The organism is Bacillus sp. VA15 (assembly GCF_055721145.1).
In genome coordinates this window covers 41949-55339 of record NZ_JBVQPQ010000008.1, presented here as the reverse complement: position 1 = coordinate 55339, position 13391 = coordinate 41949, and the positions used below count along the sequence as shown (strand labels likewise).

The following is a 13391-nucleotide window of genomic DNA, read 5'->3' as shown; positions in this document are numbered from 1 at the left end:
TGTTAACCGCGCAGCCTGTCCGCTCTTTCATTCACACCATATGATGTGCTTTTCACTATATTCTACTCCTTCACGCAGGATTTGCAAATGACCTGTTTGCAGATTTTCTGACAACTTACCTACCGTCTTTTTTCAGTTGTTTTGCCAGCTGCCGAAGAAGCTCTTCAAGCTCATCTCTCGTTTGTTTATAGATGTCAATTGAACCGCCGAACGGATCGATGACATCCCCATGGCTGCCTGTGGCATATTCTTTTAGCGTAAACACTTTATCACGATAACGTCCAAATTGGCTGGCAATGATCTGTTTGTGCTGATGGGTCATAGCCAGAATCAAATCAGCTGATTTCATATGTTCTTCAGTTAATGGAGAAGACACATGATTCAGGGCAATGTGTTTTTCAAACAGCGCTTCGACCGCTTGAGGCGTCGCTCTCCCATTAGGCGAAGCAAACACGCCTGCCGAGCGGACACTGACATTCAGCCCTTCCGTTTCTGCAATTGATTTAAAAAGCGCCTCAGCCATTGGGCTGCGGCACGTATTTCCAGTACAGACAAAAATAATATTCATGTCAGTCACCCCTTATTTTTCTCTATTATATATGAAGAAAAAAGAAACGGCGACTTCGTTTCTTTTATTGGTATATTAAATTGGCAAAAGCAGCTTTAGGCCGAATACGATTAATATGATGCCCCCGAGCGCTTCGCTGTATGTGCCAAGCCATGACTGCACTTGTTTTCCGATCAGCAGGCCCAGCCATGTCAAAATCATGCTGAAAAGCCCGAACAGGGTAATTGTAAGGAGCGGATGTGATCCGTATATCCCCAAGCTCAAACCGACGGAGAAGCTGTCAAGGCTGACGCCGATGGCAAACAGCAATAAGCCCGGCCCTGTCGGCGACATGAATCGTTCTTCTGACTGTTTAAAAGAGGCCATAAGCATTTGAACCCCCAGAACAAATAGCAGCGAACCCCCGATATAAACCGCTAACACACCGAGGAGCCCTGACAGCATGTTACCGGCCGCCATCCCCCCGAGAGGCATGATGACGTGGAAGAGGCCGATGATGAAACCAATATAGAATATCTGCTTTTTCCTGAGTTTGACCATGCCCATTCCGAGACCGACAGAAAAAGCATCCATCCCTAAAGCAAACGCCATGATGCTTAAAGTAATCAGTTCGCCTATGAACAAATCCGACATACATGAATAACCCCCTTGGACACGCCCCGCTTTTTTAGCCTATGCGTGTCCAAAAAGGGTTAGAACATCTGACTGTGTTCAGCGAATCACTCTTCCTCCGGCGGCTTTCATCAGCCTGTTCATAATGGCGAGACCCACGCCCGTGTCTGGAAAGGATTCCGCGATAATAAAATCCACCTTATTCTCATCGAAGCTGCGTAAAGCATCGTACAGCGCAGCCGCAACAGTCTCAAGCTGAGCCCGTCTGCCGCAGCTCTTCACATAATCAGCGGAATAAACACCCGCGTTTTCTTCTGTCGTCAGGACACCGACCCGTCTGCCGCCCTGTTGATATTCTTGAATGAGATGCTGAATGCGCTCTGGGCCGCCTTCGCAAATAGCAAGCGGCGCTGTCGGCGCATAATGTGTATATTTCATCCCTGGAGAAATCGGCTTCTCATTTTGATCGCTGAGTCCTTTATCCACAAGGATCGGCCCGATCTCCGCTTCAATTTGTTCTTTTGTAATGCCACCCGGGCGCAGGAGAACAGGGATGTCGCCTGCACATGAAAGTACGGTTGATTCGACCCCAATCCCAGTAGGGCCTCCGTCCATAATTCCAGCTATTCGGCCATCCAAGTCGTGAGCCACATGTTCCGCCTTTGTCGGACTTGGCTTGCCTGATAGATTGGCGCTAGGTGCCGCAATCGGCAAACCCGACTCGCGAATCAATGCTAGGGCAAGCGGATGATCCGGCATCCTAATGGCAACCGTTTCAAGCCCTGCCGTTACACGAGGTGAGAGCGCACCAGGTTTGCAAGGCAGAATGAGCGTAAGTGCTCCAGGCCAAAACCGTTTCATCAATGTTTTCGCCTTTTCGGGCGCCGGACCCGTTAAACCGTTCAGCTGACCAATGTCCGCAATGTGGACAATCAGGGGATTATCGCTCGGCCGCCCTTTTGCCTCATATATTTTTTTGACAGCATCTGTGTTTTTCGCGTTTGCGCCGAGACCGTATACCGTTTCTGTCGGGAACGCAACGACCTCATTTTCCCGAAGCAAAGCAGCTGCTTGTGCAATTTGTGGATCATTTGTGGATAACTCGCCAGTTACATCCACAAACCATCTTTTCGTTTTCATTTTCTGACCAAACTCCTTATTCACAACAATAAAACGATTGTTTTACGCGTGTAATCCTTTTGAAAGTATAAAAGATGTCCTGTAATAAAACAAGCGTTATCCACAAATTGTGGACAACGCTAATGAAGAAGTGGATAAGTATGTGTATAAATCACACTTATCCAGACGCTTTTTTCATCAAGACGGCCCCTTCGGTTTGCCGCGATTCACAGAAGTGATCAGAAGAAAACAGCTCTTCAGGTACGCTTTCAGCTGGTTCAAATCCCAGTGCCGTCAGGAAGTCAGCAGAGGAATGCTGATTCGCTATTAAATATACTGTTTTGATCTGGTGCTTTTCGCACAGCAGCTCCATGCTCTGAAAGAGCGTCACAACATGGCCTTGGTGAAGCTTGTCCGATATCACAAGTGATCGCAGCAGCCCTTGATCACAGCTTATTTTTTCAATTCCGAGACATCCGGCAATGTTTTTCTCGCTGTCCTCCAGCATAAGAAACTGGGTGAAGCCTTCTTTCACGCCTTCATGATTGGTTTTCGCCTGTTTTAAAAATTCCTCGAGCACGTCTCCGTCTTTTTCCCTTGCCACCCGCAGTTGATAAAACATCCGTTCACCCCGTTTTTGCATTCTTTCTTCCAATCTATGAGGCAAATCTATTTTTAGACCAGGTGTTTAGGAAAAAAGGTCGGAAATCCATTCGACTAAGAAGAATTTCACTTCTGTGCCGTCTTCCTTCTCTTCTTTCTCTGCTTTTTTGGCTTTTTCCGCTTTAGCGGTTACGTCCTCAAGCACTTTTTCAGTCTGCTTTTTTGAGGCTTCTTTATCTTCTTGTTCTTTGACGGCTTCCCCATTAGAAAAATCGAGAAAGCAGAGCGGCGGGAACAGCACACACCACCAGTTGGCGCCATCGCCGTTTCCAAGCGTAATCAGAATCGCTTCATACTCACCAGCCGGATATACCATGTTGCCGTAAAGCTTTGTCGGAAATGAGATTTTGTCAAAATCAACGGATATCGATTGGTTCGCTCCTTCTTTCTCCATTGTTTCCTTTGCAATTGCTTTGATTTCAGGGAGCTTTGAGCGAATCACACGCCGTGCTTCTTCAATAGAAGTAATATCTTTTACCCAAGTTGTGATTTCTTTATTCACTGCGTCTCTTATATGACGTTTTAATTGCTGATCTTTGTCACTGTCGCTATTTGCTAATATTCTCAGGCGAATCGCCTGATCCGGTATGACCACCGGCTGATTTTCTGATCGCTGTGCCGTCTCCTCTTTTGCCAGCCCTACAAGCGCTCCGGATAATAAAAGAAAGATATATATACATATGATTACTGTTTTTTTCATCGGTCCCCACCGTTCCTCTCCGTGCTTTGTTTCTAGCCCTATTATGGACAAGGAGAGCCTAAGGTAAACGTACAGGGTGAAAAAAATCTAGCAAGCTGTTAATCTAATTTATGGTACGATAGTGTTTTAGGAGGTTTAAGATGAAATATAATTATACAGTGCTGTTATCAGCATTCACGATGTCGGTTCTTTATTCGATTATCTATATTCATTCGTTTATCATTGCCGCTGTCATCACGATGGCATTTTATTTTCTGTTTCCTTATTTGATATTCGCGCTGCCGCTTCAATTCATGATGAATAAAAAACCGAAACGGTTCAGCCCTTTGTATCTGCTGTATTACCTTATTGCGGCTTTTATTGCCAACGCAATCATTTTCGGCGTGTTGCAGCCTTCGGGACAATCTCTGTTTCAAAATACAGCCTTTTACATCTTCGCTGTATTAACAGCTCTTGTCTATTGGATATGGGATTCTGTTTTACTGCAAAAAAAGGAAGCCTAAAGAGGCTTCCTTTTTCATTAAAACAAAACCGTCAGCAAATAACATAGAATAGAAGGTATCGCCGCAACAAAGAAAGCAGCCGCCATTTTCAAGCGGGCTGTACGGCCTTCTTTGGTTTCTGAATGGTAGTTTGCCCGCTGATCGCTTCCGCTTACAGCCAAACCCGATGTGATGATCGCAAGCCCAATCAAAACGAGAGACGCAACGCCAAACAGCGTTTCATATGAAAGAGCCTGCGGAAAAATAGTGCCAACCATGCTCTCAATCGCAATGAGCAAGATTCCTGCTGCCAGGGCCTTTTTCATCTTTTACATCCCCTTTGCCGGTGTTAACACAGCTTGATTCATCAACTCGCCAGCAAGCTGCTTATATATCTTTATGAATCACGGCGCATATGGTTCTGTCTTTTCCGTTAATATCTTTCAGCACTTCCACTTCCGCACCCTTAAACGCCTTGAGGATCAGCTCTTTGACCGCTGCGCCCTGTTTCCATCCGATTTCAAAAACGACAAACACTTTATCCTTCATGACAAGCGGGAGGTCTTCCATAAACCGCTTATAGAATTTCAGCCCGTCTCCGCCATCGGTGAGAGCGTGCAGCGGCTCATGAAAACGGACAATCTCTGATAGATCAGCCATTTCTTCTTCTGAAATATAAGGAGGATTCGAGACGACAATATCCGCTTTTTTGCCTGCCTTAATAAAAGGCTCAAGCAGATCGCCCTGATAAAAGCCCACATCTGCTCCGAGCGTTTCCGCATTGGCGGAGGCGACTTGCAGCGCCTCTTTCGAGATATCGACAGCCGACACAGAAAAGTTTTTGTTTTCAAGTGCAAGCGTGACGGCTATCGCGCCGCTCCCTGTACCGACGTCAACGACTTCGAGCCTGCTGTCTTCAGAAAAGACATGCCGATATTTTTCAAGCAGATGATAGACAACCTCTTCTGTTTCCGGCCGCGGGATCAGCACATCATCATTCACCATAAATTCCCGTCCGTAAAAAAACTCTTTTCCTATAATGTACTGAACCGGCACGCCCTCTTTATGCATCTCAACGTGACGCTTAAAGCGATACAGTTCGTCTTCGCCAATCGGTTCCTGTAAGCTGGCGAGCAGCTTGCTTCTGTCCATTCCGGTATCATAAAGCAAAAGAAGCTCGGCCGCATTTTCTTCTCTTCCCGCTTCGGTTAAATAAGAAGAAGCCCATTTCAGGGCTTCAAATATCGTCTTCATCTTAACCTTCCGACTGCTGAAGCTTGCTTGCCTGATCTTCAACGATCAGCGCTTCAACCACTTCGTCAAGTTTTCCTTCAAGAATCTGATCAAGCTTTTGAATCGTCAGGCCGATTCTGTGATCCGTCACACGGTTTTGCGGGAAGTTGTATGTGCGGATACGTTCAGAGCGGTCACCTGATCCGACTGCTGATTTCCGTGTTTGATCATATTCAGCCTGGGCTTCCTGCTGAAATTTATCGTAGATTCTGGCACGGAGAACCTTCATTGCTTTTTCTTTGTTCTTGATTTGAGATTTTTCATCCTGGCACGATACAACAACACCTGTCGGCAAGTGCGTCAGACGAACGGCAGACATTGTTGTGTTAACGCTTTGTCCGCCCGGTCCGCTTGATGCAAACGTATCAACACGGATATCCTTCTCATGAATGTCAACCTCTACCTCTTCTGCCTCAGGAAGACATGCTACTGTTGCAGTGGATGTATGGATACGGCCGCCTGATTCTGTTTCAGGAACACGCTGTACGCGGTGGGCGCCGTTTTCATATTTGAGTTTAGAATATGCGCCGCTTCCCGTAATCATAAAGATGATCTCTTTGTAACCGCCCGTTCCGGTTACATTCGCTTCCATGACCTCTGTTTTCCAGCCTTGCAGCTCGGCATAACGGGAATACATTCTATACAGGTTACCCGCGAATAAAGCGGCTTCCTCGCCTCCCGCAGCTCCGCGGATCTCCATGATAACGTTTTTGTCGTCATTAGGATCTTTCGGGATCAGGAGCACTTTCAAGCGTTCTGACAGTGTTTCCGTTTCCTTCTGAAGTTCAGAAATCTCTTCCTTCACCATGTCGCGCATCTCAGCGTCCAGCTTCTCTTCAAGCATCGCTTTTGCATCAGCCAGCTGTTCTGACGCATCTCTGTATTGTCTATATACGTCAACTGTTTCTTGTATATCAGATTGCTCTTTTGAATATTCTCTTAGCTTTTTCGGATCATTTACTACTTCTGGATCGCTTAAAAGCTCATTTAATTTTTCGTATCGTTCTTCGATTGACTTTAAACGGTCTAACACGGTCTTCACCTCTGTTTTCCTGTGCGTAACATTCTCATTATAGTATAGTGCTTACCCCCAGTCAAAAGCATTTCAATCCCAGCTGGAAAAGCCTTCTCTGCTATACTGGGAATCAAGGAGGGATGATGTTGCTGAAATCCATACATCATATTGCAATCATATGTTCAGATTATGAAAAGTCGAAAGCTTTCTACGTACATAAGCTCGGTTTTCAGGTGATTCAAGAAACGTACCGCGAAGACCGCAGTTCCTATAAGCTTGATTTGTCGCTTAACGGCTCGTATGTCATTGAGCTGTTCTCGTTTCCCGATCCGCCCGCACGCCAAACACGGCCTGAAGCTGCAGGCCTGCGCCACCTCGCCTTCACAGTCAGCAACTTGGATGAGGCCGTTCAGGAGCTTCATGAAAAAGGAATCGAAACAGAGCCGATCAGAACAGATCCGCTGACCGGAAAGAGGTTCACCTTCTTTTTTGATCCTGACCAGCTTCCTTTAGAGCTGTATGAACAATAACGGTTTTTGAAGAAAAAAAGGAGATACCCACTTTCTTTGCCGAATCTTTTCTTGTTTTGTCTAACAAGAAGGGAACCGCATTCTATGGTCGAATACCTAGCTAAAAAGGAGGTATGGGATCATGAATACAAATATGGTAGCAAGTGAACTCGGCGTCTCCGCAAAAACGGTGCAGCGATGGGTGAAGCAGCTGAATCTTCCGGCCGAACGCAATGAGCTCGGGCACTACTCGTTCACTACAGAAGACGTGAAGGTTCTAAAATCTGTTCAAAAACAAATCTCTGAAGGCACGGCGATTCAGGATATTCATGTGCCGCAAAGCACTAAAAAGCGCACAGGCTTCATTGTCCAAAAAACAAATGGCGATACAGAACGGCGAATCGAACAGCTCGAACAGAAGCTGGACACCCTATTACAGCAAAGGCAGGACGAAACTGAACTGCTGACAAGGATTTCGGAACTGGAACGCCAGCTGAAACAAAAAGCCGATGAGGGTGTATCTTATCAGCTGCTTCAGCACCGCAGAGAAATTGATGACATCCTTGCAGACCTGCAATCACTGACCTCACAAATGAAAGAATTCACCGCTCAGCCGATCCCCGAGACTGCTGCTGCTTCCGAAAAAACCAAAACAAGAAAAAAACCGCTGCTGTCACTGTTCAAATTTCAAACCTAAAGCAAAAAGCTCCCCGTAAAGGGAGCTTTTTTGATTACGCAGTAAGCGCGATAATGATCGGAAGTGAAATCAATGACAGAATCGCACTGATCACAAACGCAGAAGCTGTTTCTTCCTCTTGTTTCTCGAAACGAGTTGCAATCATGGCCGCAACAGCAGAACCAGGGAATGCAACAAGAAGGATCGCTTTTGTTGTTTGGTCAGCTGGAAGTCCGACTGCAAGAGCAATCAGGAACATTAACGCAGGCTGAACCGCAACTTTGAGTAACGCAATACCAAATGCCGGTACGCTGAGTTTGATACTGCGGATACCAACGGTAACACCGACAGCAAAGAGAGCAACACCAGATGTTGTGCTTCCAAGCTGATCGAGCATTTTAACACCCAGCTCAGGAAGAGTGACCCCGCAAAGCACTAAGATCATACTGATTAACGGAGCAGCTGCAAGCGGCTCAGAAAGACCGTGCAGGATTGATTTTCCTGTCATCTTCCAGAAGCTGTCGCCGCCCTCTTCGTTTTTCTTAGAAGACTCACCAACAGTAGCAACAATAATCGCAAGCGGATCAAGAATCGCATTAACAACGATACCTGTAACCGCGATCGGAATCGCAACCTCTTGCGCACCGAACAAGCTTCCCAGTACAGGAATACCCATAAATGCGAATGTCGGCTGTGCAGAGTTCAAAGAAAATACGGATGAGTTCGTTAAATCATATTTAAACACAAATCTGCAAAGCAATAAAATAACGATATAGAAACCAACAATCCCAATAATTAAAGAAACCATTAATGGAATTTGAGATAAAAATTCACTTCTGGAAGTTGTCAAAATACCAGCGATAAAGTGAGCTGGAAGTGCGTATTTCGTTACTAACGTACTTACCCCTTTTGCCGACTTGGCATCATAACTTCCAAAATGTCCTGCAAACCAACCCAGCACGATAACAAAGAAAATCGGCGCCAGGAGGATTAAGATATCTAAGATGCTCAAAATATTCTCCTCCAAATCCTATGTCCGTATACTTTAGCTTTACAAAAAGCTTTCCCTCGGACGAAAAAATTTACTCGCTAATTATTTCGCGATGACTTTTTTGTATTCCGGTGTCCACATTGCATCAAGAACCGCTTGTTTCACATCTTCAGGCTGACGATTTGCTACGCCGTCTTTAATTGCTGCTTCAGCAACGGCAATTGCAACTTGAATAGAAACTTCTTGAAGCTTGTCAATGCTTGGAAGCAATCCTGCTCCAGGTGTTTCAAGATCAACCATTTCAGCAATCGCATCAGCAGTTGCAGCAAACATAGCAGGTGTAATGATACGCGCTTCAGCTACAATTGAACCAAGTCCAAGACCAGGGAACGCGAATGCGTTGTTAGATTGTCCGATTTCATAAGAAACACCGTTGTATTCTACATTGTCAAATGGGCTTCCTGTTGCAATAAGCACTTTTCCGTCAGTCCATTTGAACAGATCTTCAGGAACTGCTTCAGCAAGGTGAGTCGGGTTAGACATTGGCATGATAACCGGACGGTCTACGTGAGATGCCATCTCTTTCACAATTTCCTCTGTGAACGCACCTGAAACCCCTGAAGTACCAATCAAGATAGTTGGTTTCGCTTGGCGAACCACTTCATCGAATGGAATTTGGCCTTTTTCATCGCGTTTCCAGTCTTGTACTTCATCTGTACTGCGAAGATAAGGTTTTTGGAAATCAAGGATGCCTTCGATTTCTTCAGTCAGCAAGCCTCTGTAATCAATTGTGTAGAAGCGTTTGTTAGCTTCTTCTTCAGATAATCCAGCAAGCACCATTGTGTCACGGATTTGGTCGGCAATACCGATACCAGCAGAACCAGCACCAAAGACAACAACACGCTGATCTTTAATAGAAGCGCCAGTTTTCTTCATAGCAGCAAGCACACCAGCGAGTGTGATCGCGCCTGTACCTTGGATATCATCATTAAATGTAAGAACTTCATGGTTGTATTTTTTCATGATATTGCGTGCATTTTTGTTACCAAGGTCTTCCCAGTGAAGAAGCGCTTTAGGGAAGAATTTCAATGCTGCTTTTACATAAGCGTCAATGAAAGCTTCATAGCGTTCGCCTTGAACACGTTCATGCTTGTTACCAATATATAAAGGATCATTCAGAAGTTTTTCGTTGTTTGTACCGACATCAAGCACTACCGGGATAACACGGCTAGGGTCAATGCCAGCTGCAGCAGTGTAAACCGCCAATTTACCGATTGCGATGTTAATACCGCCTACACCCCAGTCACCGATACCGAGAATACTTTCAGAGTCAGTAGCAACGATCAGATCAATATCCCCTGCTGTCGCATGAAGGTTTTCAAAAGCTTTTTCAATACCGTCAATATTGTCGATTGACAAGTAGATACCTTGAGGTCTTCTATATTCATGGCTGTATTCCTGAATCGCTTCACCAACTGTTGGTGTGTACACAACAGGAAGCATTTCGCGAAGATGGTTTTTCAGCAATTTATAGAAAAGAACTTCGTTACGGTTTGCAAGATCACTTAAGTAAACATTTTGACGAAGGCGGTCAGGCTGCGCTTGGAATTGCTCGTATGCGCGTTGTGCTTGTTGATCAAGAGAAAGTACAGTTGGCGGCAGAAGTCCTTCTAAGCCAAGTTCTTGTCTTTCTTCTATTGAAAAAGCAACACCTTTATTTAAAGTAGGAATAGATAAAACTTCTTTTCCTCTAAGAGTTGTTTCTAAGTGGCCTTCTTTCGTTTTTTTTATGTTATTCAAGCAAATCTCCTTCTTTCTTGAAATAGTTAACCAAGTTAAGTAATAACCCATCTAAAAAATACCGATCATGATCTTTATGCGACTTTGTGACAATTATTCGAACAATGTCTCAAAACTATTTACATTACGTAAGCTATTGTATGCCTGTCCAAATCAAAATTCAAGGGAAGAAAATTAGTTAATTTTTTAATACACTTAATTAAATTTTTTAATTATGTATTATCAGAATATAAAAAAAACACCGGTGTTTTTAGCCGGTGTTTTCTATCTTTAGACCCATGTTTTGGACTATTTTTTAAATTTTCCTGGGACTTCGTGGTGATGTCTGCATCTTGCTTCATACGATTCGGATGCGCCCACCAAAATGACCGGATCATCGTAAGAAGCAGGTTTACCGTCAATCAGGCGCTGTGTTCTGCTTGCCGGTGATCCGCAGACAGAACAGACGGCTTGCAGCTTCGTCACACTTTCCGCAATCGCCATAATACTAGGGACGACGCCGAACGGCTCTCCCCTAAAATCCATATCAAGGCCCGCCGCAATCACACGGTAGCCTTTATCGGCAAGAGATGATAAAACCGCAACAATTTCCTCATCAAAAAACTGCACTTCATCAACCGCAATCACATCCGTACTCTCACTGATGTGATCCCAAATGTCCGCAGCAGAAGAAATGGCATAGCTCGTCATGGATGTTCCATTATGGGAGACAACAGCATCTTCGCTGTATCGATTATCAATCACAGGTTTAAATACCCTGACTTCCTGCTTGGCGTAAGTCGCTCTCTTCACTCTTCTGATCAGCTCTTCAGATTTCCCCGAGAACATGCTGCCACAAATCAGCTCAAGCCACCCGCTTTGTTTCATTATGTACATAGGCTTCGCTCTCCTCTCTGCCAGCTGTGTGTTTTAGACAATATAAAAAACAGGCAAGAGTGCTTCTTGCCTGTTGAAAAATCTATTATTACTTAAGACCGTATTTTTTGTTAAAGCGATCAACACGACCATCAGCAGAAGCGAATTTTTGACGGCCAGTGTAGAATGGGTGGCATTCAGAGCAAATCTCAACGCGTACCTCTTCTTTTACTGAGCCTGTTTCAAATTCATTTCCGCAAGCGCATTTAACTGTTGCTTTTTTGAAATTAGGATGAATTCCTGCTTTCATTGTATCCATCTCCTTCCGCCCTGAATCCAGTGTGGAAACAGAGTTATTATTTCGGAGCATTGTCCGAAACGCATATGAGAAAATTATATCAGTGATTTACTTCTTTTGCAAATACAATTTATCGTCTAGTAGATGATAGATTTGCCTGTTTCCATTCTTGATTGAGAATATCGAAAAATTCCTGGTTTGTTTTGGTTTTTTTCATTTTTCTCATGAATTTTTCTGCGAAATCAGGTGAATCAGACATCGTTTTGCGGATAGACCATAAACGATCAAGGTGCTCTTTAGGCACAAGCAGCTCTTCCTTGCGCGTTCCCGAACGGCGGATATCGATGGCCGGGAAGATGCGGCGCTCTGCCAGAGAACGGTCAAGGTGAAGTTCCATGTTGCCTGTTCCCTTGAATTCTTCATAAATGACATCATCCATACGTGACCCTGTATCAACAAGAGCCGTAGCAAGGATAGTTAAGCTTCCGCCCTCTTCGATATTTCTCGCAGCCCCGAAGAAGCGTTTCGGACGGTGGAACGCTGCTGGGTCAATCCCCCCGGAAAGCGTTCTTCCGCTCGGCGGAATCACTAAGTTGTAGGCGCGGGCAAGGCGTGTGATGCTGTCCATCAGAATGATGACATCTTTTTTGTGTTCCACGAGACGCATCGCGCGCTCAAGCACAAGCTCGGCTACTTTAATATGGTTTTCCGGCACTTCATCAAACGTTGAGCTGACGACATCCCCAGCTACAGAACGCTCGATATCGGTCACTTCCTCCGGTCTTTCGTCGATCAAAAGCACGATCAGCTCTGCTTCAGGCTGGTTTGCTGTAATGCTGTTGGCAATTTCCTTCAGCAGCATCGTTTTTCCAGCTTTTGGAGGCGCGACAATCAAACCGCGCTGTCCAAATCCAACCGGCGCCATCATGTCCATTATTCTAGTAGACAAGAAGTTCGGCTTTGTTTCAAGCACCATTTGACGGTCAGGATAAAGAGGTGTAAGAGCCGGGAAATGCACACGCTCTTTTGCCGATTCGGGATCATCCCCGTTTACTGCTTCAACGTGCAAAAGTCCATAGTAACGCTCATTTTCTTTTGGCGGGCGAACCTTGCCTGATACTTTGTCTCCGTTCCGCAAATCGAAACGGCGGATTTGTGAAGCTGAGATGTAAATGTCTTCTGAGCTTGGAGAGTAGTTGATCGGTCTCAGGAAGCCGAAACCTTCAGACTGGATGATCTCAAGAACGCCTTCCATAAACAGCAGATCTTCCTGTTCTGCATTTGCTTTCAGAATGGCGAAAATGAGTTCTTTTTTTGTCAGTTTGCTGTAGTAGGAGATTTTATAATGTCTTGCAAGTTCATAAAGTTCTTTCAATTTCATATTTTCCAAAGAGGAAATAGATACGTCTTTCATAAAAACACCACGCTTTTCATAGTCAATATCTTACTTGCACATGTAATCTGCTGCTTTTGCACAACATCCGCCAAAGCACATTCTTTTTTTAACATAAAGGAACTTCTATCGGTAACACTTCCACCCATGATCGGCGCTTTTGTTAAAAGGATTGTCTTAATGAGTTTTGAAGGAAGCGAGGACAAAAACATGAGAAGATCAATACTTATATCGTCTGTATGCGGTAGAAATTGAAACTTTCCTAGTGCTTAAAAGAAGGAATTACGCAGTAAAATTCGCAGCACTCTTTATTTTTACCTTATTTCAAAAAATTATTCAACTGAAATAAGGTTTTGACACGGAATTGATAGAGTTGACGCTTTTCTGCAAAGGAAAAGCGGGCTCACACCCGCTTTT

17 protein-coding genes are annotated in these 13391 nt (G+C 44.7%); 3 read left to right on the top strand and 14 right to left on the bottom strand.

Features of this window, described 5'->3' with window-relative positions; all coding sequences use genetic code 11:
• Positions 1–115: 115 nt before the first annotated feature.
• From AC0DBE_RS18305 to spoIIR, 5 genes are all read right to left on the bottom strand, one after another.
• Positions 116–568 (bottom strand): low molecular weight protein arginine phosphatase, encoded by a 453-nt coding sequence (locus AC0DBE_RS18305; RefSeq protein WP_014115508.1) that lies wholly within the window; start codon positions 566–568, stop codon positions 116–118.
• 75 nt (positions 569–643) lie between these two features.
• A complete protein-coding gene (locus tag AC0DBE_RS18300) occupies positions 644–1201 on the bottom strand; it encodes a manganese efflux pump MntP (RefSeq protein ID WP_014115509.1) in 558 nt (185 codons plus the stop codon).
• 78 nt (positions 1202–1279) lie between these two features.
• A complete protein-coding gene (locus tag AC0DBE_RS18295; RefSeq protein ID WP_061186486.1) occupies positions 1280–2320 on the bottom strand; it encodes an L-threonylcarbamoyladenylate synthase in 1041 nt (346 codons plus the stop codon).
• Positions 2321–2477: 157 nt separating this feature from the next.
• Positions 2478–2921 carry a GNAT family N-acetyltransferase gene (locus AC0DBE_RS18290; protein WP_472963361.1) on the bottom strand — a complete coding sequence of 148 codons (444 nt, stop codon included), beginning with the start codon at positions 2919–2921 and terminating at the stop codon, positions 2478–2480.
• Between the two features lie 66 nt (positions 2922–2987).
• Positions 2988–3662 (bottom strand): stage II sporulation protein R, encoded by a 675-nt coding sequence (gene spoIIR, locus AC0DBE_RS18285; RefSeq protein ID WP_041521093.1) that lies wholly within the window; start codon positions 3660–3662, stop codon positions 2988–2990.
• 140 nt (positions 3663–3802) lie between these two features.
• Here spoIIR and AC0DBE_RS18280 point away from each other — a divergent pair, with 140 nt between their 5' ends.
• Positions 3803–4165 carry a UPF0715 family protein gene (locus AC0DBE_RS18280; protein WP_072565414.1) on the top strand — a complete coding sequence of 121 codons (363 nt, stop codon included), beginning with the start codon at positions 3803–3805 and terminating at the stop codon, positions 4163–4165.
• A 17-nt stretch (positions 4166–4182) separates the two neighbouring features.
• Here the strand turns inward: AC0DBE_RS18280 and AC0DBE_RS18275 are convergent, their stop codons facing one another.
• The 3 genes from AC0DBE_RS18275 to prfA all read right to left on the bottom strand — a co-directional run bounded on the left by AC0DBE_RS18275 (position 4183) and on the right by prfA (position 6470).
• Positions 4183–4470, bottom strand: coding sequence for a DUF5316 family protein (locus AC0DBE_RS18275; RefSeq protein ID WP_014115513.1), 288 nt, complete (start codon positions 4468–4470; stop codon positions 4183–4185).
• A 61-nt stretch (positions 4471–4531) separates the two neighbouring features.
• Positions 4532–5398 carry a peptide chain release factor N(5)-glutamine methyltransferase gene (gene prmC, locus AC0DBE_RS18270; RefSeq protein WP_061186488.1) on the bottom strand — a complete coding sequence of 289 codons (867 nt, stop codon included), beginning with the start codon at positions 5396–5398 and terminating at the stop codon, positions 4532–4534.
• Between the two features lies 1 nt (position 5399).
• A complete protein-coding gene (gene prfA / locus AC0DBE_RS18265; protein WP_003227645.1) occupies positions 5400–6470 on the bottom strand; it encodes a peptide chain release factor 1 in 1071 nt (356 codons plus the stop codon).
• Between the two features lie 125 nt (positions 6471–6595).
• Here prfA and gloA2 point away from each other — a divergent pair, with 125 nt between their 5' ends.
• The gene (gloA2, locus tag AC0DBE_RS18260; RefSeq protein ID WP_326200385.1) at positions 6596–6982 is read left to right on the top strand and encodes an SMU1112c/YaeR family gloxylase I-like metalloprotein; all 387 of its coding nucleotides are present in this window, start codon (positions 6596–6598) and stop codon (positions 6980–6982) included.
• Positions 6983–7103: 121 nt separating this feature from the next.
• Positions 7104–7658, top strand: coding sequence for a chromosome-anchoring protein RacA (gene racA, locus AC0DBE_RS18255; protein WP_079287526.1), 555 nt, complete (start codon positions 7104–7106; stop codon positions 7656–7658).
• A gap of 34 nt (positions 7659–7692) precedes the next feature.
• Here the strand turns inward: racA and AC0DBE_RS18250 are convergent, their stop codons facing one another.
• From AC0DBE_RS18250 to AC0DBE_RS18225, 6 genes are all read right to left on the bottom strand, one after another.
• Positions 7693–8649 (bottom strand): AEC family transporter, encoded by a 957-nt coding sequence (locus AC0DBE_RS18250; RefSeq protein ID WP_014115517.1) that lies wholly within the window; start codon positions 8647–8649, stop codon positions 7693–7695.
• Positions 8650–8730: 81 nt separating this feature from the next.
• On the bottom strand, positions 8731–10428 hold the full coding sequence (gene malS / locus AC0DBE_RS18245; protein ID WP_014115518.1) for an oxaloacetate-decarboxylating malate dehydrogenase: 1698 nt from the start codon (positions 10426–10428) through the stop codon (positions 8731–8733).
• Positions 10429–10716: 288 nt separating this feature from the next.
• Positions 10717–11304, bottom strand: a complete 588-nt coding sequence (locus AC0DBE_RS18240) for a thymidine kinase (RefSeq protein WP_061186490.1) — start codon at positions 11302–11304, stop codon at positions 10717–10719.
• Between the two features lie 88 nt (positions 11305–11392).
• Complete coding sequence (gene rpmE, locus AC0DBE_RS18235; protein ID WP_003151132.1) at positions 11393–11593, bottom strand: 50S ribosomal protein L31; 201 nt, start codon at positions 11591–11593, stop codon at positions 11393–11395.
• A gap of 118 nt (positions 11594–11711) precedes the next feature.
• Positions 11712–12995, bottom strand: a complete 1284-nt coding sequence (gene rho, locus AC0DBE_RS18230; protein ID WP_079287528.1) for a transcription termination factor Rho — start codon at positions 12993–12995, stop codon at positions 11712–11714.
• Positions 12992–13186, bottom strand: a complete 195-nt coding sequence (locus AC0DBE_RS18225) for a hypothetical protein (protein WP_013308072.1) — start codon at positions 13184–13186, stop codon at positions 12992–12994. Before AC0DBE_RS18225 ends, rho begins: the two co-directional genes overlap by 4 nt.
• Positions 13187–13391: the final 205 nt, after the last annotated feature.

Coding starts and splice junctions, on each gene's coding strand:
- prmC (WP_061186488.1), bottom strand. CDS start 5,398: ATGAAGACGATATTTGAAGCCCTGAAATGGGCTTCTTCTTATTTAACC.
- AC0DBE_RS18240 (WP_061186490.1), bottom strand. CDS start 11,304: ATGTACATAATGAAACAAAGCGGGTGGCTTGAGCTGATTTGTGGCAGC.
- gloA2 (WP_326200385.1), top strand. CDS start 6,596: ATGTTGCTGAAATCCATACATCATATTGCAATCATATGTTCAGATTAT.
- AC0DBE_RS18225 (WP_013308072.1), bottom strand. CDS start 13,186: ATGTTTTTGTCCTCGCTTCCTTCAAAACTCATTAAGACAATCCTTTTA.
- AC0DBE_RS18295 (WP_061186486.1), bottom strand. CDS start 2,320: ATGAAAACGAAAAGATGGTTTGTGGATGTAACTGGCGAGTTATCCACA.
- spoIIR (WP_041521093.1), bottom strand. CDS start 3,662: ATGAAAAAAACAGTAATCATATGTATATATATCTTTCTTTTATTATCC.
- rpmE (WP_003151132.1), bottom strand. CDS start 11,593: ATGAAAGCAGGAATTCATCCTAATTTCAAAAAAGCAACAGTTAAATGC.
- racA (WP_079287526.1), top strand. CDS start 7,104: ATGAATACAAATATGGTAGCAAGTGAACTCGGCGTCTCCGCAAAAACG.
- AC0DBE_RS18290 (WP_472963361.1), bottom strand. CDS start 2,921: ATGTTTTATCAACTGCGGGTGGCAAGGGAAAAAGACGGAGACGTGCTC.
- AC0DBE_RS18275 (WP_014115513.1), bottom strand. CDS start 4,470: ATGAAAAAGGCCCTGGCAGCAGGAATCTTGCTCATTGCGATTGAGAGC.
- AC0DBE_RS18280 (WP_072565414.1), top strand. CDS start 3,803: ATGAAATATAATTATACAGTGCTGTTATCAGCATTCACGATGTCGGTT.
- rho (WP_079287528.1), bottom strand. CDS start 12,995: ATGAAAGACGTATCTATTTCCTCTTTGGAAAATATGAAATTGAAAGAA.
- AC0DBE_RS18300 (WP_014115509.1), bottom strand. CDS start 1,201: ATGTCGGATTTGTTCATAGGCGAACTGATTACTTTAAGCATCATGGCG.
- AC0DBE_RS18305 (WP_014115508.1), bottom strand. CDS start 568: ATGAATATTATTTTTGTCTGTACTGGAAATACGTGCCGCAGCCCAATG.